The sequence below is a fragment of the Sphingopyxis flava genome, from assembly GCF_900168005.1.
Taxonomy (GTDB): domain Bacteria; phylum Pseudomonadota; class Alphaproteobacteria; order Sphingomonadales; family Sphingomonadaceae; genus Sphingopyxis; species Sphingopyxis flava.
Genome location: NZ_FUYP01000003.1, coordinates 127,708 through 146,621, shown reverse-complemented (window position 1 = coordinate 146,621; position 18,914 = coordinate 127,708). Strand labels below are relative to the sequence as shown.

The 18,914-nt window shown below is 62.7% G+C and carries 18 protein-coding genes and 1 pseudogene; 10 read left to right on the top strand and 9 right to left on the bottom strand.

Annotation, left to right across the window (positions count from 1 at the left end):
• Positions 1-78: 78 nt before the first annotated feature.
• From cysN to B5X69_RS03540, 3 genes and pseudogenes are all read right to left on the bottom strand, one after another.
• A complete protein-coding gene (gene cysN / locus B5X69_RS03550) occupies positions 79-1,980 on the bottom strand; it encodes a sulfate adenylyltransferase subunit CysN (RefSeq protein WP_079637332.1) in 1,902 nt (633 codons plus the stop codon).
• A pseudogene (cysD, locus tag B5X69_RS03545) lies at positions 1,980-2,885 on the bottom strand (sulfate adenylyltransferase subunit CysD). The gene cysN and the pseudogene cysD overlap by 1 nt, the downstream one beginning before the upstream one ends.
• 82 nt (positions 2,886-2,967) lie before the next feature.
• Positions 2,968-3,870, bottom strand: a complete 903-nt coding sequence (locus B5X69_RS03540) for a LysR family transcriptional regulator (RefSeq protein ID WP_079637331.1) — start codon at positions 3,868-3,870, stop codon at positions 2,968-2,970.
• Between the two features lie 101 nt (positions 3,871-3,971).
• On the opposite strand from B5X69_RS03540, the gene B5X69_RS03535 reads away from it, so the two are divergent.
• From B5X69_RS03535 to B5X69_RS03520, 4 genes are read left to right on the top strand one after another with little or no spacing between them, the layout of a single operon-like run.
• Positions 3,972-5,141 carry an isovaleryl-CoA dehydrogenase gene (locus B5X69_RS03535; RefSeq protein ID WP_079637330.1) on the top strand — a complete coding sequence of 390 codons (1,170 nt, stop codon included), beginning with the start codon at positions 3,972-3,974 and terminating at the stop codon, positions 5,139-5,141.
• Complete coding sequence (locus B5X69_RS03530; RefSeq protein ID WP_079637329.1) at positions 5,138-5,488, top strand: hypothetical protein; 351 nt, start codon at positions 5,138-5,140, stop codon at positions 5,486-5,488. Before B5X69_RS03535 ends, B5X69_RS03530 begins: the two co-directional genes overlap by 4 nt.
• A 2-nt stretch (positions 5,489-5,490) precedes the next feature.
• Positions 5,491-5,904, top strand: a complete 414-nt coding sequence (locus tag B5X69_RS03525; RefSeq protein WP_245798567.1) for a VOC family protein — start codon at positions 5,491-5,493, stop codon at positions 5,902-5,904.
• Positions 5,901-6,188 carry a hypothetical protein gene (locus B5X69_RS03520; RefSeq protein WP_079637327.1) on the top strand — a complete coding sequence of 96 codons (288 nt, stop codon included), beginning with the start codon at positions 5,901-5,903 and terminating at the stop codon, positions 6,186-6,188. The genes B5X69_RS03525 and B5X69_RS03520 overlap by 4 nt, the downstream gene beginning before the upstream one ends.
• Positions 6,189-6,209: 21 nt before the next feature.
• Here B5X69_RS03520 and B5X69_RS03515 read toward each other — a convergent pair whose 3' ends face one another.
• On the bottom strand, positions 6,210-8,297 hold the full coding sequence (locus B5X69_RS03515) for a M13 family metallopeptidase (protein ID WP_079637326.1): 2,088 nt from the start codon (positions 8,295-8,297) through the stop codon (positions 6,210-6,212).
• A 148-nt stretch (positions 8,298-8,445) separates the two neighbouring features.
• Here B5X69_RS03515 and B5X69_RS03510 point away from each other — a divergent pair, with 148 nt between their 5' ends.
• From B5X69_RS03510 to B5X69_RS03485, 6 genes are read left to right on the top strand one after another with little or no spacing between them, the layout of a single operon-like run.
• On the top strand, positions 8,446-10,044 hold the full coding sequence (locus B5X69_RS03510; RefSeq protein ID WP_079637415.1) for a carboxyl transferase domain-containing protein: 1,599 nt from the start codon (positions 8,446-8,448) through the stop codon (positions 10,042-10,044).
• Positions 10,045-10,055: 11 nt separating this feature from the next.
• Entirely contained in the window at positions 10,056-10,532 is a 477-nt protein-coding gene (locus B5X69_RS03505; protein ID WP_079637325.1) for a hypothetical protein, read from the top strand.
• Positions 10,529-10,834 (top strand): antibiotic biosynthesis monooxygenase, encoded by a 306-nt coding sequence (locus B5X69_RS03500; protein WP_079637414.1) that lies wholly within the window; start codon positions 10,529-10,531, stop codon positions 10,832-10,834. Before B5X69_RS03505 ends, B5X69_RS03500 begins: the two co-directional genes overlap by 4 nt.
• Positions 10,831-12,672, top strand: coding sequence for an acetyl/propionyl/methylcrotonyl-CoA carboxylase subunit alpha (locus B5X69_RS03495; protein WP_079637324.1), 1,842 nt, complete (start codon positions 10,831-10,833; stop codon positions 12,670-12,672). Before B5X69_RS03500 ends, B5X69_RS03495 begins: the two co-directional genes overlap by 4 nt.
• On the top strand, positions 12,672-13,124 hold the full coding sequence (locus B5X69_RS03490) for a MaoC family dehydratase (protein ID WP_079637323.1): 453 nt from the start codon (positions 12,672-12,674) through the stop codon (positions 13,122-13,124). The genes B5X69_RS03495 and B5X69_RS03490 overlap by 1 nt, the downstream gene beginning before the upstream one ends.
• The gene (locus B5X69_RS03485) at positions 13,124-13,975 is read left to right on the top strand and encodes an HpcH/HpaI aldolase/citrate lyase family protein (protein ID WP_079637322.1); all 852 of its coding nucleotides are present in this window, start codon (positions 13,124-13,126) and stop codon (positions 13,973-13,975) included. The genes B5X69_RS03490 and B5X69_RS03485 overlap by 1 nt, the downstream gene beginning before the upstream one ends.
• Before the next feature lie 15 nt (positions 13,976-13,990).
• Here B5X69_RS03485 and B5X69_RS03480 read toward each other — a convergent pair whose 3' ends face one another.
• From B5X69_RS03480 to hisI, 5 genes are all read right to left on the bottom strand, one after another.
• Complete coding sequence (locus B5X69_RS03480) at positions 13,991-15,478, bottom strand: phospholipase D-like domain-containing protein (RefSeq protein ID WP_079637321.1); 1,488 nt, start codon at positions 15,476-15,478, stop codon at positions 13,991-13,993.
• A 46-nt stretch (positions 15,479-15,524) separates the two neighbouring features.
• Positions 15,525-17,324 carry an acyl-CoA dehydrogenase C-terminal domain-containing protein gene (locus B5X69_RS03475; RefSeq protein ID WP_079637320.1) on the bottom strand — a complete coding sequence of 600 codons (1,800 nt, stop codon included), beginning with the start codon at positions 17,322-17,324 and terminating at the stop codon, positions 15,525-15,527.
• Positions 17,325-17,380: 56 nt separating this feature from the next.
• Positions 17,381-17,812, bottom strand: a complete 432-nt coding sequence (locus tag B5X69_RS03470; RefSeq protein ID WP_053554452.1) for a MerR family transcriptional regulator — start codon at positions 17,810-17,812, stop codon at positions 17,381-17,383.
• A gap of 68 nt (positions 17,813-17,880) precedes the next feature.
• A complete protein-coding gene (locus tag B5X69_RS03465) occupies positions 17,881-18,420 on the bottom strand; it encodes a hypothetical protein (protein ID WP_079637413.1) in 540 nt (179 codons plus the stop codon).
• Positions 18,407-18,787 carry a phosphoribosyl-AMP cyclohydrolase gene (gene hisI, locus B5X69_RS03460; protein WP_079637319.1) on the bottom strand — a complete coding sequence of 127 codons (381 nt, stop codon included), beginning with the start codon at positions 18,785-18,787 and terminating at the stop codon, positions 18,407-18,409. The genes B5X69_RS03465 and hisI overlap by 14 nt, the downstream gene beginning before the upstream one ends.
• Positions 18,788-18,914: the final 127 nt, after the last annotated feature.

Sequence of the window (18,914 nt, the reverse complement as noted above, 5' to 3'; positions counted from 1 at the left end):
TTCAACCCCTCTTTGTCCAGCGCTCCATCGCCGCCGGCCCTGCGCGTACCCCTCGTCCTGAAAAACTCCTCGCCGTCCTTAGCCTAGCAGCCGTTCGACGATCAGGTCGGCAGCCTCTTCGGGCGTGATCCGGGTGGTGTCGATGTGAATTTCGGGATTGGCCGGTGCCTCATAGGGGCTGTCGATTCCGGTGAAATTCTTGAGCTGTCCCGACCGGGCCTTCTTGTAAAGGCCTTTCACGTCACGCCGCTCGGCTTCTTCGAGCGGCGTGTCGATGAAGATTTCGAAGAACTCGCCTTGCGCAAGCAGAGCGCGCACCATGTCGCGTTCGGCCTTGAACGGCGAAATGAAGGCCGTGATAACGATGAGCCCGGCGTCGGTCATCAGCTTTGCAACCTCGCCGACGCGGCGGATATTCTCGATCCGGTCAGCCTCTGTGAAGCCGAGATCGCGATTGAGCCCGTGGCGGACATTGTCACCGTCGAGCAGGAAACTGTGCCGGTTCATTCGGTACAGCTTCTTCTCGACGAGATTGGCGATCGTCGACTTGCCCGACCCCGAAAGGCCGGTAAACCACAGCAAGGCGGGCTTCTGGTTCTTGAGGTCAGCGCGCGCCTCGCGGCTGACGTCCGTCGCCTGCCAATGCACATTCTGCGCTCGGCGCAGACTGAAGTGCAGCATCCCTGCAGCGACGGTTGCATTGGTAAGCTTGTCGATGAGGATGAACCCGCCGAGCGTCCGGTTGTCGGCATAGGCTTCGAAAATGATCGGCTTGTCGGTTGTCAGTTCGACCACGCCAATGCCGTTCAGATCGAGCGTCTTGGCCGCGAGATGATCAAGCGTATTGACGTTGATCTCATATTTTGGGGCCTGCACCGTCGCCGAGACCGTCTGCGTCCCAAGCTTCAGCCAATAGGCGCGCCCCGGGATCATGGCCTCGTCGGCCATCCAGACGAGCGTGGCCTCGAATTGATCGGCTACCTCGGGCGGGCTCTCGGCCGCCGCGATCACGTCGCCGCGCGAGCAGTCGATCTCTTCGGCAAGCGTCAGCGTCACCGACTGACCCGCGACGGCTTCGGGAAGATCCCCTGCGAGCGTCACAATCCGGTCAATTGTCGTCGTCTTGCCGCTCGGGAGAATGCGAACCGCGTCGCCGGGTCTTACCCTGCCGCTCGCAATTTGCCCCGCGAAGCCGCGAAAATCGAGATTGGGGCGATTGACCCACTGCACGAACAGCCGGAACGGCTTTGCCTCATCGCTCGCGCTTGTAAGCTCGACATTCTCCAGATGCTCGATGAGTGTCGGCCCCTTGTACCACGGCGTGTTCACGCTCGGCGCGGTGATATTGTCACCCTTGAAGCCAGAGATCGGGATGGCGGTAAAGTTCGTGATGCCGATTTCGCTTGCGAAGGCGCGGTAGGCGAGCGTGATGCGGTCGAACACCGTCTTATCGTATCCGACGAGGTCCATCTTGTTGACCGCGAGCACGATGTGACGGATGCCGAGAAGATGCGCGAGGAAGCTGTGCCGTCGCGTCTGCGTGAGGACGCCCTTTCGCGCGTCGATCAGGATCACCGCAAGATCGGCAGTCGACGCGCCGGTGACCATGTTACGCGTATATTGTTCGTGGCCCGGCGTGTCGGCGACGATGAATTTGCGCTTCTCGGTCGTGAAGAAGCGATAGGCAACGTCGATGGTGATCCCCTGCTCGCGCTCGGCGGCCAGGCCGTCGACGAGCAGCGCGAAATCGATCTCCTGCCCTTGCGTGCCGGCGCGCTTGCTGTCGGCTTCAAGCGCCGCAAGCTGGTCCTCGAAGATCATCTTGCTGTCATAGAGGAGGCGTCCGATCAGCGTCGACTTGCCGTCGTCGACCGAGCCGCACGTAATGAAGCGGAGCAGCGACTTTTGCTCATGGCGCGCGAGATAGGCGTCGATATCCTCGGCGATCAGCGCGTCGGTGACGTAGATGGGGTCGGTCATCAGAAATACCCCTCCTGCTTCTTCTTTTCCATGCTCGCGTCGCCGCCGTCCTTGTCGATGATGCGCCCTTGTCGCTCGCTGGTGGTCGTGAGCAGCATCTCCTGGATGACTTCGGAAAGCGTCGCCGCCTCGCTCTCGACGGCGCCCGTGAGCGGATAACAGCCGAGCGTTCGGAAGCGCACCGAGCGCAGGGCCGGCACTTCGCCCTCGTTCAGCGGAAAACGATCGTCGTCCACCATCAGCAGCAGACCATCGCGCATCACAGTGGGACGGGGCGCCGCAAAATAGAGCGGAACAATCGGGATATTCTCGCGCGCGATATATTGCCAGATGTCGAGCTCGGTCCAGTTCGAGATCGGGAAGACACGGATGCTCTCACCCTTTGCCTTCCTCGCATTATAAAGGTTCCAAAGCTCGGGCCGCTGACGCTTGGGATCCCAGCCGTGGCTCGCGGTGCGGAACGAGAAGATGCGCTCCTTCGCCCGGCTCTTCTCCTCATCGCGCCGCGCGCCCCCGAACGCCACGTCAAAGCCCTGAAGGTCGAGTGCCTGCTTCAGCCCCTCGGTCTTCCACATGTCGGTGTGCAAGGGTCCGTGATCGAAAGGATTGATCCCGCGCTCCAGCGCCTCGGGGTTTTGATAGACGATCTATTCCATGCCGCTCTCCGCGGCCATGCGGTCGCGCAACTCGTACATCGCCCGGAATTTCCACGTCGTATCGACGTGAAGCAAGGGAAAGGGCGGCGGCGATGGATAAAAGGCCTTGCGTGCAAGATGCAGCATCACCGCGCTGTCCTTGCCCACGCTGTAAAGCATCACGGGCTTGACCGCGTCGGCCATCACTTCGCGCATGATATGGATGCTCTCGGCCTCGAGCCGGTCGAGATGAGTCAGCGTATCGATCATGCCCCCGCCCTTGCCGTGAGCCGCGACGCTGCGCAAACTGTATGGCCTTTTGCCCATGCAAACCAGACTTGCCCCGCAAGCTTCATGCCGCGGCGTCAACCCGCGCGGTACGCCATTCGGCGCCGGCGGCGCGGATCGCCTCCATCGCCTCGCTGAGCCGCGGGGCAACGCCCGCGAGTCCGCTCCATGCAGGATCGACGAGCAATCCGAGTTCGCGGCGGAAATCATATCCTGCAACCGCGAGCGGCACGACGCCTTCGATCGCGAGGGACACGGGCGCGGTCGTGATCCCGATTCCCGCCGCGACCATACGCAGGCACCGCTGGTCGCTTTCGCTGCGCAGCGCAAAGCGCGGGCGTACGCCATGGCGGGTGAAGAAGCGGCTCGTCGCGTCGAGAAATTCGCACGAGCGGCGCGCAATCATCGTCTCGGCCGCCAGTTCCTCGGGCGCGACCTCGATACGTCCCGCAAGCGGGTGGTCTGCTGCGACGAACAAGCTGAGCGGCTCTTCATAGAGCGGTGTCACATGCGTACCGCGTTCGCCGGCACGAAGCGGCAATAACGCCATCTGGAGACGACCGCTGCCGAGCGCGGCGCGCAGCTCAGAATCGCGGCTCTCGACAAGCTCGATGGAAAAGCCAGGGCGCAGGATCCGAACTATGGTCTGGAGCAGCTCGCCGGGTACCGAACGGATGATCCCGAGCTTCAGTTCACTCGCGGGGACCGGGGCGTTTTCGGCAAATGCGTCCGCGGTCTGGAATCCGCGTTCAAGGTCGCGCGCGATCGGCAGAAAGCGGCCGCCGGCCTGCGTCAGCCGGACCTGACGCCGGTTACGGATGAAGAGCGATGTGCCCACGAGCTTTTCAAGTTCCGCGATTCCGGTCGAGAGTGCCGGCTGCGTGACGCGGATGCGCAGCGCCGCCTGCGTGAAGCTGCCAGCATCGACGACAGCAAGGAATTGCCGGATGTGCGCACGTTTTATCATAAATAATTCTTATGATATACCGAGGCGACTTTCAATTTCCATATGCTGAGCTTTTGAGGCACAATCATGGACCTCAACCGCCTTTGAGCGAAGGTACCCCCATGCGCGCCACCCCCGACTTCGACTTTGCCCTTGGCGAAACTGCCGACATGATCCGCGATACCACAGCCCGCTTCGCCAATGAGAGGATCGCGCCGCTTGCCGACAGGGCCGACCGCGACGACTGGTTTCCGCGCGATGAGCTTTGGACCGCGATGGGCGAGCTCGGGCTCCATGGCATCACGGTGGAAGAGGAATGGGGCGGGCTCGGGCTTGGCTATCTGGAGCATGTGATCGCGGTCGAGGAAGTGTCGCGTGCCTCGGGGGCGATCGGCCTCAGCTATGGCGCGCACTCGAACCTTTGCGTCAATCAGATCCGCCGCTGGGGCAACGACGCCCAGAAAGCAAAATATCTGCCAAAGCTGATCTCGGGCGAGCATGTCGGCAGCCTTGCCATGTCCGAAGCTGGCGCGGGCAGCGACGTTGTTTCGATGAAGCTGAAGGCCGAGAAGGTTGCGGGCGGCTATGTGCTTAACGGTACGAAATTCTGGATCACCAACGCGACCCATGCCGACACGCTGGTTGTCTATGCCAAGACGTCGCCCGACGCGGGATCGCGCGGCATCACGGCCTTCCTGATCGAAAAGGGCATGCCGGGCTTTGCCATCGGGCAGAAGATCGACAAGGTCGGCATGCGCGGCTCACCTACTGCCGAACTCGTCTTCACCGACTGCAAGGTCAGCGAGGAGCAGGTCATGGGCCCTGAAAATGGCGGCGTCGGCGTTCTGATGTCGGGGCTCGATTATGAGCGCGTCGTCCTCGCCGGGCTCCAGCTCGGCATCATGCAGGCCTGCCTCGACACGGTCATTCCCTATGTCCGCGAGCGCAAGCAGTTCGGCAAGCCGATCGGCTCGTTTCAGCTGATGCAGGCAAAAATAGCCGACATGTACGTCGCGCTCCAGTCGGCGCGATCCTATGTCTACAATGTTGCGAAAGCCTGCGATGCCGGACAGACGACACGCTTCGACGCAGCAGGCGCGATCCTGCTCGCGAGCGAAAATGCGGTGAAGGTCGCAGGCGAGGCGATCCAGGCGCTGGGCGGCGCGGGCTATACGAAAGACTGGCCGGTGGAGCGCTACTGGCGCGACGCGAAGCTTCTCGACATCGGTGCAGGGACGAACGAGATCCGCCGCATGCTGATCGGCCGCGAACTCATCGGCGCCGGCGCGTGATCTGGCTCTGGCTGTCAGCAGCCCTCATGGTCGCGGCCGCCCTCCTTCATTCGCTTCTCGGTTACCGCAGGCTGATCCTGCCCCTGCTGCAGAGCAGAGCCGGGCCGCTCGCCGATCCGCTATCGCGGCGGATCGTCCGCTTTGCCTGGCATGCAACCTCGGTGCTGATGCTGATTTCCGCGATGGCGGTGGCCTGGCCAGGCGTGCCCGCCAGGCTGAATGCAGCGATCGGCGCAGCTTGGCTTGCGACCGGCCTGTTCAATGCCGTTTACACACAAGGCCGTCACATTGCCTGGCCAGCGCTCAGCGGCGCCGGCATCCTTGCCTTGATCGGCGCGTTCGCTTGACCATGCGCGGATTTCTCCACCATATCGACCTCACGGTCACCGACAAGCATCGCTTCCGTCTCTTCTACGACGCGGTTCTCGGCTTCCTCGGCTATCGCCGCGTTGCCGACCATGACCATGGCAGCGATTGGGATCGCGCGGGGGAACCGTTCCATTCGCTCGGGATCATCGAAGCGCGCGGCGAGGGTGCGGCCCGCGTGCATGATCGCTACTCTCCCGGTCTCCATCACCTTGCATGGGCCGCGGACAGCCGCGAGGACGTCGATGCGCTCCACAAACTCCTGCGCGACATCGGAGCGACAAAATTCGACGCGCCCGCCGATTATCCGCGTTACGGCCCGACCTATTATGCGCTCTTCTTCGCCGATCCCGACGGATTGAAGCTCGAGTTCGTTTTCGGGAAGACCGGGAAATGAGCGACAGGCTGCTCGACGCACTGCAATATTATGGCGCCGGAGCGGCAACGCTCGCCGCGCTCCTCGTCTCGCTCAATCTCGGGCGGCGCTGGACAGGCTGGGCCTTCGTCATCTTCGTGACGAGCAGTCTCGCCCTGATCGCCTGGGGCTTTCTGCAATCCGACAGCGAGGGCATCGGGTGGCAGAATATTGCCCTTCTCGGCATCAACTGCGTCGGCGTCTATCGCTATCTGATCCTGAAGGAAAAGCCGGGTGAGCCGGGCAGCAAGGGCGGGACCGACTGAGTGCCCCGCCCCTGCCCGCCATTATCCCCACACGCGCACGCGCTTGTCGGGCGCGAGGTAGAGCTTGTCACCTTCCTTGACGTCGAAAGCCTTGTACCACGCATCGATGTTGCGCACCGTCAGCGCGCGGTACATGCCGGGTGCGTGTCCGTCGGTCGCAATCCGCGCGCGAAGCGCCTCGTCGCGCATCTTGGTCGCCCAGGTCTGCGCATAGGCAATGAAGAAACGCTGGTCGCCCGTAAAGCCGTCGATCACCGGCGCCTCCTTGCCTTTCAGCGACGCCCGGTAGGCGTCATAGGCGGCCTGAAGTCCTGCCACATCAGCGATATTCTCGCCGAGCGTCAGCTTGCCGTTGACCGCAAGGTCGGGAAACGGCCTGTACGCGTCATACTGCGCTGCAAGCGCGGCGCCCGCTTCCTCGAACTTCTTGAGATCGGCGGCGGTCCACCAGTTGCGCAGCGCGCCGGTCGAATCGAAGGCCGCGCCATTATTGTCGAAGCTGTGGCTGATCTCGTGGCCAATGACCGCGCCGATCGCGCCATAATTATAGGCCGGGTCCGCCTGCGGGTTGAAGAAGGGCGGCTGGAGGATCGCGGCAGGGAAGTTCAGCGCGTTCTGAACCGGCAGGTTGACCGCGTTGACCGTCTGCGGGACCATCCACCATTCGCCCTTGTCCATCGGCTTGCCGATCTTGGCGAGTTGATGCGCATATTCCGCCTTCTCACCCGCGACCGCGTTTGCATAGGCATTGTCCGCGCTGACCGAATAGCTGCCATAGTCGCGCCAGCTATCGGGATAGCCAACGCCTACCGCGATTGTTTCGACTTTCTTCAGCGCCTCCTTCTTGGTTTCGGGGGCCATCCAGTCAATCGCCTCAACCCGCTTTGCAAAGGCAGCCTTGATGCCTTCGACCATGTCGCGGACCTCGGCCTTGGCCGAGGCGGGGAAATATTTTTCCGCATAGGCGCGGCCAACCGCGTCGCCGAGATAGGTGTCGAGCGCCGCGAGGGCTCGCTTGTCGCGGCTGCGCTGCTGGGGCGTCCCCGACAGGGTCGTGCCATAGAAGGCAAAATGCGCCTGATCGATCGCGCTCGGCAGCACATCGGCATGGCTGTTGATCTGGTGGAACGTCAGCCAGTCCTTCCAGGCGTCGAGCGGCTGCGAGGCCACGAGCGCCGACAGGCCGGTGATGGCGCCTGGATGATAGGCGGCAAACTTTGTCGCGCCGTCGAGCTTCGCCGCCGCAAAGAAGGCCGGCCAGTCGATGCCTGGCGCCTTCTTGGCGAATTCCTCCTTGTTCCAGACGGTCGCCGACCTGGTGAAATCCTCGCTCTCCTCGCGCGTCGCATGCGCCTTGGCGATCTTCATCTCAAGATCGAAGATGCGCTTTGCCTTCGCGTCAGCGTCGGCAATGCCAGCAGCGGTCAGAAGCTTGGCAACATAGGCCTGATAGGCCGTGCGCAGCGTCGCCATCTTGGCGTCGGAGGAGAGATAATATTCCCGCTCGGGCATACCGAGCCCCCCTTGCAGCATATAGGGCAGCACCTCGCCGGGGGTCGCGAGGCCTTGGGTGACGAAGATGCCGAAAAGATTTTCGGTATTGAAGTCGGTCGCATTGAGCGGGTCAACGTCGGCGCGGATCTGCTCGCCGAGCACTTTCGACAGCTCTTCCTTGTCGCTGATCGCGGCGAAGCGCGCGAGATCGGCTTCGACCGGCTTCATGCCCGCGGCGTCGATGCCCTGTGTGTTCATATAGGCCTTGTAGAAATTGGCGATGCGCGCTTCGTCGCTGCCTTCCTTGGGCGTACCCTTGACGATCGCGTCGACCAGTTCGCGGTTGCGCTTCTCCGTCTCGACGAAGGCGGCGTAGAAGGCGCCGGTCGAGGAACGGTCGGCGGGAATTTCGGTTATTTTCTGCCAGTTTCCATTCGCATAGGCATAGAAATCGTCACCCGGCTTCACGCTGGTGTCCATCGCGGCCTTGTCGATCCCGAGCTCGGTACCGACGGAGAAGGCGGCCGAGCTATCATCCTTGCCGCTCGTGCAGGCAACAGGACCCGCAACGATCACGGCCGTGGACAGCAAAAGAGTGAAAACGGTCTTTTTCATGGGCTGATAACCTCAAGCTTTGGGAAATATGCAAGGGGGATAGGCCTGTGATGATTTGGTTTCAATGCCAACCAATTTCGGCCTGCGGCGCTTCTCAATCGACAAGCGCCGGATTACCCAAGCGGCCCGCGACAGGAGAGAGAAGAACGTGAGCGCACCGGTCCTGCAAAGCATGGTCCAGATCGATAGCGAGACCTTTCGTGCCAATGCCGCACATAATCGCGCGCTGAGGGACGAGCTTTGGTCGCGCGTGGCGCAAGCATCGCTAGGCGGCAATGAGAAGTCGCGCGAGCGCCACACGAGCCGCGGCAAGCTGCTCCCCCGCGAACGCGTGGAACGGCTGCTCGATCCCGGCTCGCCATTTCTCGAAATCGGCCAGCTTGCCGCGTGCGACCTCTATGAGGGCGAAGTGCCAGGTGCAGGCCTCATCTGCGGCATCGGGCGCGTTTCAGGCCGCCAGTGCATGATCGTGTGCAACGATGCAACGGTGAAGGGCGGCACTTACTACCCGATGACCGTGAAGAAGCATCTTCGCGCGCAGGAGATCGCCGAGGCAAACCGTCTGCCGTGCATCTATCTCGTCGATTCAGGCGGCGCAAATCTTCCGCATCAGGCCGAGGTCTTTCCCGACCGCGACCATTTCGGGCGCATCTTCTTCAATCAGGCGAATATGAGTGCCAAGCGCATTCCCCAGATCGCCTGCGTGATGGGAAGCTGTACCGCGGGCGGCGCCTATGTGCCCGCGATGAGCGACGAGACCGTCATCGTGCGCAATCAGGGCACAATCTTCCTTGCCGGTCCGCCGCTCGTCAAGGCAGCCACAGGCGAGGAAATCAGCGCCGAGGAGCTCGGCGGCGGCGATCTCCACGCGAAAAAATCGGGCGTCGTCGATCATCTCGCCGAGAATGACGAGCATGCGCTGACGATCGTCCGCGATATCGTCAGTCATCTCGGCGCCGACGAAGGTTTCAGGGTCGAGATGAAGGATCCGCGGCCGCCGAAATATGATTCCGAAGAGCTGTACGGCATCATCCCGCAGGACGTCCGCGCGCCCTATGATGTGCACGAAGTCATCGCCCGCATCGTCGACGGCAGCGAGTTTCACGAGTTCAAGGCGAATTATGGCGCATCGCTCGTCTGCGGCTTTGCGCACATCTGGGGAATTCCGGTCGCGATCCTCGCAAACAACGGCGTGCTGTTCAGCGAAAGCGCGGTCAAGGGCGCGCATTTCATCGAACTGGCGCAGCACCGCCGCATCCCCCTCCTCTTCCTCCAGAATATCAGCGGCTTCATGGTGGGCGGAAAATATGAGTCCGAGGGCATTGCCAAACATGGTGCAAAACTGGTGACCGCCGTCGCGACTGCGACGGTACCAAAGATCACGGTGCTCATCGGCGGCAGCTTTGGGGCAGGCAATTACGGCATGTGCGGGCGCGCCTATAGCCCTCGCTTTCTCTTCACCTGGCCCAATGCACGGATCAGCGTGATGGGCGGCGAGCAGGCCGCGTCGGTGCTGGCGACCGTCCACCGCGACGCCGACACATGGACGGCGGAAGAGGCCGAAGCCTTCAAGGCGCCGATCCGCCAGACATATGAAGATGAAGGCAATCCCTATCATGCCACCGCGAGGCTCTGGGACGACGGCATCATCGACCCGGCCCAAACACGCGATGTCCTGGGGCTTGCATTTGCGGCGACGCTGAATGCCCCGCTTTCGGACCGCGGCTTTGGGGTGTTCCGGATGTGAGGAGAGAAACAATGTATCGAAAGGCAGCTGCCGCGCTTGCGCTTTGCGCCGCTACCCCTGCCCTTGCGCAGCATGCGATGCACGGATCAGACGATGAATCCCGGGCGGTGCTTGCCATCCTTGAGCAGATGTTCGAAGCGCTCGCAGCGAAGAACCCCGCTGCCATCGCGGCGCTTACCGTGCCTGAGGGCCGGCCCACGGCAGCCTCGATCGGCGACGACGGCACGGAAAAATTCCATTTCAGTAGCTGGAGCGAATTCGCGCAGCGGCTGCCCGATATTCCGGGCGCTCCGGTGGAAAAGCTCGTCGACCCGCATGTTCATGTCGATGGGCCCATCGCGATGGTCTGGTCGCCCTATATTTTCACACTCGACGGCAAACTGTCGCATTGCGGAATCAATCATGTCGACCTCCTGAAGCAGGATGGGACCTGGCGCGTCCTCAACATCACCTGGACTCAGCGCAGAACAGGATGCCCCAAGCCATGATCGCGCGGCGCTGGCATGGCATTGTCCCACGGCCAAAGGCCGAGGCCTACCGGCAGCTGATGCTCGACGTCGCCATTCCCGATTACAGGTCGGTGCCCGGCAATCGCGGCGCATGGTGCCTCCACCGCGAATCCGAGGGGATGGTGCATTTCGAAATGCTGACCTTCTGGGATGATCTTGCGGCCATCGAGGCCTTCGCCGGAACGCCGGTCGACGCCGCAAAATATTATGAATTCGACGCGGACTTCCTGATCGAGAAGGAGCCGCATGTTCTGCACTTCGAGGTTAGCGAAGCCAAATGATCACCTCCCTTCTCATCGCCAATCGCGGCGAAATTGCCTGCCGTATCATCCGCACCGCAAGGGCCATGGGTATCAGGACCATAGCGGTCTATTCGGATGCCGATGCGCAGGCGATGCATGTGCGCGAAGCCGACGAGGCTGTGCATATCGGGCCGTCGCCGGCGCGCGAATCCTATCTCGTGGGCGAGAAGATCATTGCCGCGGCGAAGCGCTCGGGGGCAGAGGCCATCCATCCCGGCTACGGATTTCTCTCCGAGAACGCCGAGTTCGCCCAGGCCGTTATCGACTCCGGCCTCGTCTGGGTCGGTCCCAAAGCTTCCTCGATCACTGCAATGGGGCTCAAAGACGCGGCGAAGAAGCTGATGGCCGACGCCGGGGTGCCAGTGACACCAGGCTATATGGGCGAGAATCAGGATCCGGCGTTTCTCGCCGAGCAGGCGGCAAAAATTGGCTATCCCGTCCTCATCAAGGCCGTTGCGGGCGGCGGCGGCAAGGGAATGCGCAAAGTCGATGCGGCGGCAGATTTCGCCGATGCTCTCGCCTCATGCCAGCGCGAGGCCGCGGCATCATTCGGCAATGATCATGTCCTCATCGAGAAATATATTCTGACCCCGCGTCATATCGAGGTTCAGGTCTTCGGCGATACCCACGGCAATGTTGTCCATCTGTTCGAGCGCGACTGCTCGCTCCAGCGGCGACACCAGAAAGTCATCGAAGAAGCCCCTGCCCCCGGCATGAACGAGGCGACGCGCGCCGAGCTTTGCGCCGCCGCCGTTCGGGCGGCCAAGGCCGTCGACTATGTCGGGGCGGGCACCATTGAATTTATTGCCGACGCGAGCGAGGGGCTGCGCGCCGATCGCATCTGGTTCATGGAGATGAACACCCGCCTGCAGGTCGAACATCCGGTGACCGAAGAAATCACCGGCGTCGACCTCGTCGAATGGCAGCTTCGCGTCGCAAGCGGCGAGCCGATCCCGCTGACGCAGGAGGAGCTTGCGATCAACGGATGGGCCCTGGAAGCGCGGCTTTATGCCGAAGACCCCGCCAGGGGTTTCCTGCCTTCGATCGGGATGCTTGAACTGTTCCAGCTTCCCGAACATCTCGGCCGTGTCGACACCGGCGTCTATGAAGGGGCCGAGGTCTCACCCTTTTACGATCCAATGATCGCGAAACTCATCGCCCATGGCGAAGATCGCGAGGAGGCACGCGAGCTTCTGCAAGAGATGCTCGAGGACAGCGCGATCTGGCCGGTGAAGACCAATTCGGCCTTTCTCATCGCCGCGCTCGATCACCCGGACTTTGTGGCGGGCGCGGTTGACACCGGCCTGATCGGCCGCGACGGCGACAGCCTGACCGCGGAGCCGATGCCGTCCGAGCAGGCGCTCACCAATGCTGCAACGGCGATGGTACCGCGCTCCGAGCACGCTGGCTTTCGTCTTAATGCATCCGAGGTGCGCAGCGCCCCGTTCCTGCTCGATGGCAAGCGTGTCGATGTGAGGCTTCATGGCCCGGGAGCCGAAAAGCCTGCGCCCGCGATGCTGATCGCCGAGCGCGGCGCAGTCTGGCAGCTCACGCCCTGGCGTGCGGCTGGCGGTGCAGGCGGCACCGCGAGCGACGGGACGATCCTGTCGCCGATGCCGGGCAAGATCATCGCGGTAGATGTCGCAGCGGGCGAGACGGTGAGCAAGGGACAGAAATTGCTTACGCTTGAAGCCATGAAGATGGAGCATAGCCTCATCGCGCCATTCGACGGGATCGTTGCCGAACTCAATGCCGTCGCTGGCGCGCAGGTCGAGGTCGAGGCACTCTTGGTGAAGATCGAGAAGGAAAAGGCATAATGGCCGGCAAATATTTCGAAGAGTGGACCCTCGGCGACACGCTGACGCACGACATCCGCCGCACGGTCACCGAGACCGACAATCTGCTTTTCACGGTGATGACGCACAATCCGCAGCCGCTGCACCTCGACATTGAGGCGGCGAAAGCGTCCGAATTCGGGCAGATACTCGTCAACGGCACCTTCACCTTCTCCTTGATGGTGGGGCTGTCGGTCGGCGACACCACGCTCGGCACGCTCGTTGCCAACCTTGGCTATGACAAGCTGGTCATGCCGAAGCCGGTGTTCATCGGCGACACGCTGCGCGCCACGAGCGAAGTCGTCGGTCTCAAGGAATCGAAATCGCGGCCCAATGCGGGTATCGTGACCTTCCACCACCGCTGCATCAACCAGCGCGATGAGGTCGTTTGCCAGTGCGAACGATCGGCGCTGATCAAGAAAAGGGACGTCTGATGCGTCTTCGTTCGCTTCTCTTCGTCCCGGGCGACCGGCCCGAACGCTTTGCGAAGGCCGCGGCGTCGGGGGCCGACGCGATCATCCTTGATCTTGAGGATTCGGTTTCGCCCGCGAACAAGGAGGCGGCGCGCCGCGAAATTGCGGATTATCTCGCGGGCCCGCGCGAAGTCGTGACGCTCGTGCGCGTCAACCCGCTCGAGGGTCATATGACCGCCGCTGATGTCGCGGCCGTCATCGGCGCCCGGCCCGATGCGATCATGCTACCGAAGGCCGAAGGCGCGCCGAGCATCGCACAGCTCGATACCATATTGCGGAGCGAATCCGCCCCCGATGCGTCGTTACCGGCCATTCTGCCAATCGCCACCGAGACGCCATCGGCGATCTTCACGCTCGGCAGCTACCGCGAGGTCCAGGAGCGGCTTGTCGGGCTCACCTGGGGCGCAGAGGATCTTCCCGCCGCGATCGGTGCTGCAACGAGCCGCGAGTCCGACGGCCGCTATACCGAGCCCTATCAGGTCGCGCGTGCACTGACATTGTTCGCAGCCCATGCAGCGGGCGTCGCCGCGATCGATACGGTTTTCCCGGCCATCAAGGACGAGACAGGTCTTGCCGCCTATGCCGCACGGGCACGGCGCGACGGCTTTAATGGCATGATGGCGATCCACCCCTCGCAGGTCGCGCCGATCAATGACGCCTTCACTCCGTCCGCGGACGAGGTCGCGCGCGCGCAGGCCATCGTCGAGGCCTTTGCGTCCAACCCGGGCGCCGGCGTGTTGCAGGTGGACGGCAAGATGGTCGATGCCCCGCATCTCAAGCAGGCACGCCATCTGCTGTCGCTTGCGGACTGAGCCGGCGCCTGTTTTCTATCTGGACCGGCGCCGCCGTTTCATCCACGCTTTGCCGCGATGCCAGCTTTTCCTGAGGCCGCGCTCAGTCAGGCTTTCAAACATCGCATCGGGGCTCGTTGGGTCGAGCAGCTCATTTTCGGCGATGAAGTCATCGAAGGGGCCAGGTGCGGCAAGATCCAGACGTTCAAGCGAACGTCCCTCGCCGCGTAACGCCTCGATCGTCTCGATGAGCGACCCGGTGCGCTCGAAGTGTCGTGCCACTTCGCCGGGCTCCACGCCGAGATGCTCCCCGATCAGCGTCTCGCGTAGCCGGGCAATCGACGGCTCGATCCCGCGGTTCGCCGAAAGGGCTGCGTCGATCGTCACGTCGCACTCGCTATCGAGCCCCATCGAGCGATTATTCAAATTGGCCGACCCGACGCGGATCAGCCGGTCATCGACGATTGCGGTCTTGGCATGAACATAGATGGGGTCCCCGCGCGCGGTGCGCGGATAATAGACCCGCAACCGGTCACCGTGCTTCGCCTTCGCGATCTCGCGTACCAGCTTTACCCGCGCCGCATCCATCGCCACCTGTTCGAGCCAGCCGTCGGCGGTCTTCGGCATCACCATGACAAATTCCGGCGGATCATCCCCATTCAGACGCTCGGCGATGGCGGCGGCAATCTTGCCGCAGGTGAAATATTGATTTTCGAGATAGATGAAGCGCCTGGCGTTCGCGATGAGGTCGAGATAGAGCTGCTCGATCTCGCGGACCTCGGGACAGCCGTCATAGTCCGCGCGGGTGCGCGAGATCGCCACATCGACGTCGCGAAAATCGGGCTCAAGGTCGGCGGGCCAGCGCTCGCCGGTCCCGCTGAGGTCGCGAAGCGGCTTTTTCGTGGCGCGCTGCCAGCGCTCATTGCCAAGTTCGGCAAGCGCTTCGCCGACCGGCCCGGACAGGATCATCGTCGAATCGTGCCACGGCATATAGGGTTTGCCGTCGGGCGCCAGCCGGTGCGGGTCGTCGTCCTGATGCTCGCGCGTGTCCCAGCGGCGCGCGCCCACATCGATCCCGCCGCATACCGCGAGATGATCATCGAACACCGCAACCTTCTGATGATGACTGCACCCTGCGGGATGCGCGCTATCGAGCCGGAAACTGATCGAGCGCGTGGCCTTCCAGCGCACGATCATCGCAAGAATGCTCGGGATGAAGAAGTGCTTCAGCCCGCCGAAATTCCAGCGCAGGATGTCGATGTCGCGCCCGGGGCAGTTCTTCGCGAGGCGCAGCATATAATGGCCGAGCGCCTCGCCGCTGCCATCGGCATCGGGCGTCAGCGAAATGCGCGGATCGAAATCCCAGCCAATCAGCAGGATCCGCTCTTTCGCATCGGCCATCAGCCGCGCGAGCAGTTCGTAATAATCCGCCGCGTCGACGATCATGCGCGCCTTGCCGGCGCGCTCGATCCGCCAGCAATTACGCCCCGCTTCGACGATCGGGATGGGATCGGCCTCGCTCATCGCCGACGCCACGCACGGCAGCGGCGAAGGTTGCGTGGGCGCCCCCTCAGGCGGCGAAAAATTGCTCGGGAGCGAGCGCCATCATCGCCTCGCTGCCTGCCTCGATCTTTCGCCGCAGTGCGCCCGCGTCGGGCAGGAAGCGCTCACCAAAATAGCGCGCCGTCACGAGCTTTGCGTCGAGGAAGCCTCTGTCGCCGCGGCCTTCAGCCAATGCACTTTGGGCAGCTTCTCCCATGCGCAGCCACATCAGGCCCAAGGCAACGATGCCCATGATGTGCATATAATGATGCGCGCCAGCCCCGACATTGTTGGGGTTGGCCATGCCGTTTGCCATGAACCACATCGTCGCCGCCTTGAGTTCGCCATTTGCCTTCTCGAGCCGCGCGGCCAGGTCAGCAAGCGGGCCGTCCTTCGCCGCGGCGCATTCGGTATCGACGATTGCGAAGAAGGCCTGCACCGCGCGCCCGCCGTTCTGCGCGAGCTTGCGGCCGACAAGGTCCATCGCCTGCACGCCGTTTGCACCTTCGTAGATCATCGTGATGCGGGCATCGCGGACATATTGGCTCATGCCCTGTTCCTCGATGTAGCCGTGGCCACCAAATACCTGCTGCGCGTTGGTCGCAACCTCATAGCCCTTGTCGGTGCCATAGCCCTTGATGACCGGGGTGAGCAGGCTGATGAGGTCGTCAGCGAGCTGGCGCTCCTCTTCGCTCTTTGCAACATGTGACAGATCGACCTGGAGCGCGCCCCATAGGCACAGCGCGCGCAGCCCCTCCACGAGCGCCTTGCCATCCATCAGCATGCGCCGCACGTCGGGATGAACGAACAGCGGATCGGCCTTTTCCTGCGGGTCCTTGGGCCCAGTCAGCGCGCGGCCCTGGCGGCGGTCCTGTGCATATTGGACGGCATTCTGGAACGCGGCATCGGCCTGACCCAGCCCCTGAATGCCGACGCCGAGGCGCGCCGCGTTCATCATGATGAACATCGCGGCCAGCCCCTTATTCTCCTCGCCGACCATCCAGCCTTTTGCACCGTCATAGTTCATCACGCAGGTCGCATTGGCGTGAATGCCCATCTTGTGTTCGATCGAGCCGCACGAAACGCCATTGCGCTCACCGAGCGACCCGTCGTCGTTGACGAGGAACTTGGGCACGATGAACAGGGAGATGCCCTTGACGCTGTCGGGTGCGTCGGGGGTCTTCGCAAGCACAAGATGAATGATATTTTCGGTAAGGTCGTGCTCACCTGAGGAGATGAAGATCTTCGTGCCCGTCACCGCATAGCTGCCGTCGCCATTTGGCACCGCGCGCGTGCGAATTAGGCCAAGGTCGGTGCCGCAATGCGGCTCGGTCAGGTTCATCGTACCGCCCCATTCACCCGACACCATCTTGGGAACATAGAGCCGCTTCTGCTCATCCGAGCCTTTCGCGAGGAGCGCCGCGATCGCACCCTGGGTCAGCCCGGGGTACATGGCGAAGGCCTGATTTGCCGCCATGCGAAATTCTTCGACCGGAAAGCCAACAACATGCGGCAGTCCCTGCCCGCCGAATTCCTCAGGCTGGGTCAGCAGCGTCCAGCCGGCATCGCAATAGGCCTTATAGGCATGCTTGAACCCGTCCGGCGTCGTGACCGACCCGTCCGCATGCCGCGTGCAGCCCTGCTGATCGCCCGAATAGTTGATCGGAAAGAGCACTTCCTCGCAGAATTTTCCAGCTTCGCTCAGCACCGCCTCGATCATGTCGGGCGTGGCGTTGGAAAAGCCCGGCAAACTCGCATAGCGATCGATGCCAAGCACATCGTTGATGAGGAAGAGCGTATCCTGAACAGGAGCGCGATAGACGGGCATGGGGTATCCTTCCGGGAATCGGGTTACAGGGCGATCAGGTCTTGCCTGGGAGGCGCTCAGTCGGCCTTCTGGCCAGCGTCGACCTTCTTCACCATTTCGATGAAGCGTGACAGCTCATCGACAGCACTGTCAATATCGTCGCGCTGGCGACGCAGAAGCGCAATGCGCTCCTGGCATTTTTCGATCGTCACCTGGCGTTGCAGCTTGCGGCCATCACCGACGTCGTAAAGATCGATCATCTCGCGAATGTCCGCGAGACTGAACCCGGTGCGCTTGGCGCGAAGGATCCAGGCAAGCCTCGCCCGATCACGCTTGGAATAGATGCGCGACAGTCCCTTGCGGGAAGGGCTGATCAGCCCTTCATCTTCGTAGAACCGCAGGGCGCGCGCCGTCACGCCGAATTCGGTCGACAGATCAGTGATGCTGAACTGTTCGCGTCCCAGATGGTCGGGCGTATCAATGTGAGCGTGGCCGTATTCGTCGGTCATGGCGACAGGATTAGTTTCCGTTGACGTGAACGTCAAGTCTCGCAGAATCTGGAGGTGTCCGCGGGGGCTCAATCGCTGCACGGCCGGCTCATATTGCCTTCTCGGTTGCGCATCTGCAAGCGTTTCGCATCGGCGGCCGACCAACTCGCACGCGGCAAACGAAGTCCCGCGAGCGATGTCCGGCCCGGACAAAGACCCTCGCATTGCAGCGGGAGCTTGCCGGGCAGCTGCAACTCATCCTCTTCCTCGTGCAGCACGATGCTGCAATCCTCGGCGCTCGCGAAGGTGAAGCGCCACCCCTCCCCCTCGCGCGCCACAGAACCGGCGGCGTGGCAGGAGAGGCCTGGGCCGAATGCGGCGCTGACAGCAAAGCGCCAGGACCCCGTGCCGACCGGAACGACGCAAAGCGCGTCCCGGCCAAGCTCGTGCGTGCGCTCGAACACGCCGGTCGGCTCAGCCGCACCAAGCCGGACCACGCCGCGCTCCCGCGCTGCAATTTCGAGCGGGTTTGCCTCGTCTACGGACCGGTCCTGCTGCTCTGACTGGGGCCGAGTGCAGCCGGTCAGGAAAAGAACGCCAAGGGCAAAGAGCCAGCTAAGCTTGCGCATCATCTTCCAGGAACGCGAGACTCCCGTCGCACTCAACGCGGCGGTAAAAGCAGGAGCGACGCCCCGTGTGGCACGCCGGCCCCGCGGGTCGCACGATGAGAAGCAGAGCGTCCTGATCGCAATCGACGCGCATCTCGATCACCTCCAGCCCGTTGCCCGAAGTCTCGCCCTTGCGCCAAAGCGCGCCGCGCGAGCGCGACCAGAAATGTGCCTGCCCCGTATTCTGCGTCAGCCGGATTGCGTCCGCGTTCATATGGGCGACCATCAGCAGTGCGTGCGTGTCGGCGTCGATGACAATCGCGCTCACCAGCCCTGCGGCATCGAAGCGGGGAAGGAAGCGGTCGGTGATATCGCGCGCGTCGGCCATGCCGCCGCTTTAGGACAGGCGGAAGGCGCCTGAAAAGGCCCATTGCCGAAAAGAGTCCAAACAAGGGGGCGACATTTGCCTCCGGCGCTCCTATATGCGCGCCAGTTGCCGCCCCCAACGCCCCGGA

What these genes read in the sequence shown, in the direction of transcription:
- cysN (WP_079637332.1), bottom strand. Translation starts at nt 1,980, where the DNA reads ATGACCGACCCCATCTACGTCACCGACGCGCTGATCGCCGAGGATATC.
- B5X69_RS03540 (WP_079637331.1), bottom strand. Translation starts at nt 3,870, where the DNA reads ATGATAAAACGTGCGCACATCCGGCAATTCCTTGCTGTCGTCGATGCT.
- B5X69_RS03535 (WP_079637330.1), top strand. Translation starts at nt 3,972, where the DNA reads ATGCGCGCCACCCCCGACTTCGACTTTGCCCTTGGCGAAACTGCCGAC.
- B5X69_RS03525 (WP_245798567.1), top strand. Translation starts at nt 5,491, where the DNA reads ATGCGCGGATTTCTCCACCATATCGACCTCACGGTCACCGACAAGCAT.
- B5X69_RS03520 (WP_079637327.1), top strand. Translation starts at nt 5,901, where the DNA reads ATGAGCGACAGGCTGCTCGACGCACTGCAATATTATGGCGCCGGAGCG.
- B5X69_RS03515 (WP_079637326.1), bottom strand. Translation starts at nt 8,297, where the DNA reads ATGAAAAAGACCGTTTTCACTCTTTTGCTGTCCACGGCCGTGATCGTT.
- B5X69_RS03505 (WP_079637325.1), top strand. Translation starts at nt 10,056, where the DNA reads ATGTATCGAAAGGCAGCTGCCGCGCTTGCGCTTTGCGCCGCTACCCCT.
- B5X69_RS03500 (WP_079637414.1), top strand. Translation starts at nt 10,529, where the DNA reads ATGATCGCGCGGCGCTGGCATGGCATTGTCCCACGGCCAAAGGCCGAG.
- B5X69_RS03495 (WP_079637324.1), top strand. Translation starts at nt 10,831, where the DNA reads ATGATCACCTCCCTTCTCATCGCCAATCGCGGCGAAATTGCCTGCCGT.
- B5X69_RS03490 (WP_079637323.1), top strand. Translation starts at nt 12,672, where the DNA reads ATGGCCGGCAAATATTTCGAAGAGTGGACCCTCGGCGACACGCTGACG.
- B5X69_RS03485 (WP_079637322.1), top strand. Translation starts at nt 13,124, where the DNA reads ATGCGTCTTCGTTCGCTTCTCTTCGTCCCGGGCGACCGGCCCGAACGC.
- B5X69_RS03480 (WP_079637321.1), bottom strand. Translation starts at nt 15,478, where the DNA reads ATGAGCGAGGCCGATCCCATCCCGATCGTCGAAGCGGGGCGTAATTGC.
- B5X69_RS03475 (WP_079637320.1), bottom strand. Translation starts at nt 17,324, where the DNA reads ATGCCCGTCTATCGCGCTCCTGTTCAGGATACGCTCTTCCTCATCAAC.
- B5X69_RS03470 (WP_053554452.1), bottom strand. Translation starts at nt 17,812, where the DNA reads ATGACCGACGAATACGGCCACGCTCACATTGATACGCCCGACCATCTG.
- B5X69_RS03465 (WP_079637413.1), bottom strand. Translation starts at nt 18,420, where the DNA reads ATGCGCAAGCTTAGCTGGCTCTTTGCCCTTGGCGTTCTTTTCCTGACC.
- hisI (WP_079637319.1), bottom strand. Translation starts at nt 18,787, where the DNA reads ATGGCCGACGCGCGCGATATCACCGACCGCTTCCTTCCCCGCTTCGAT.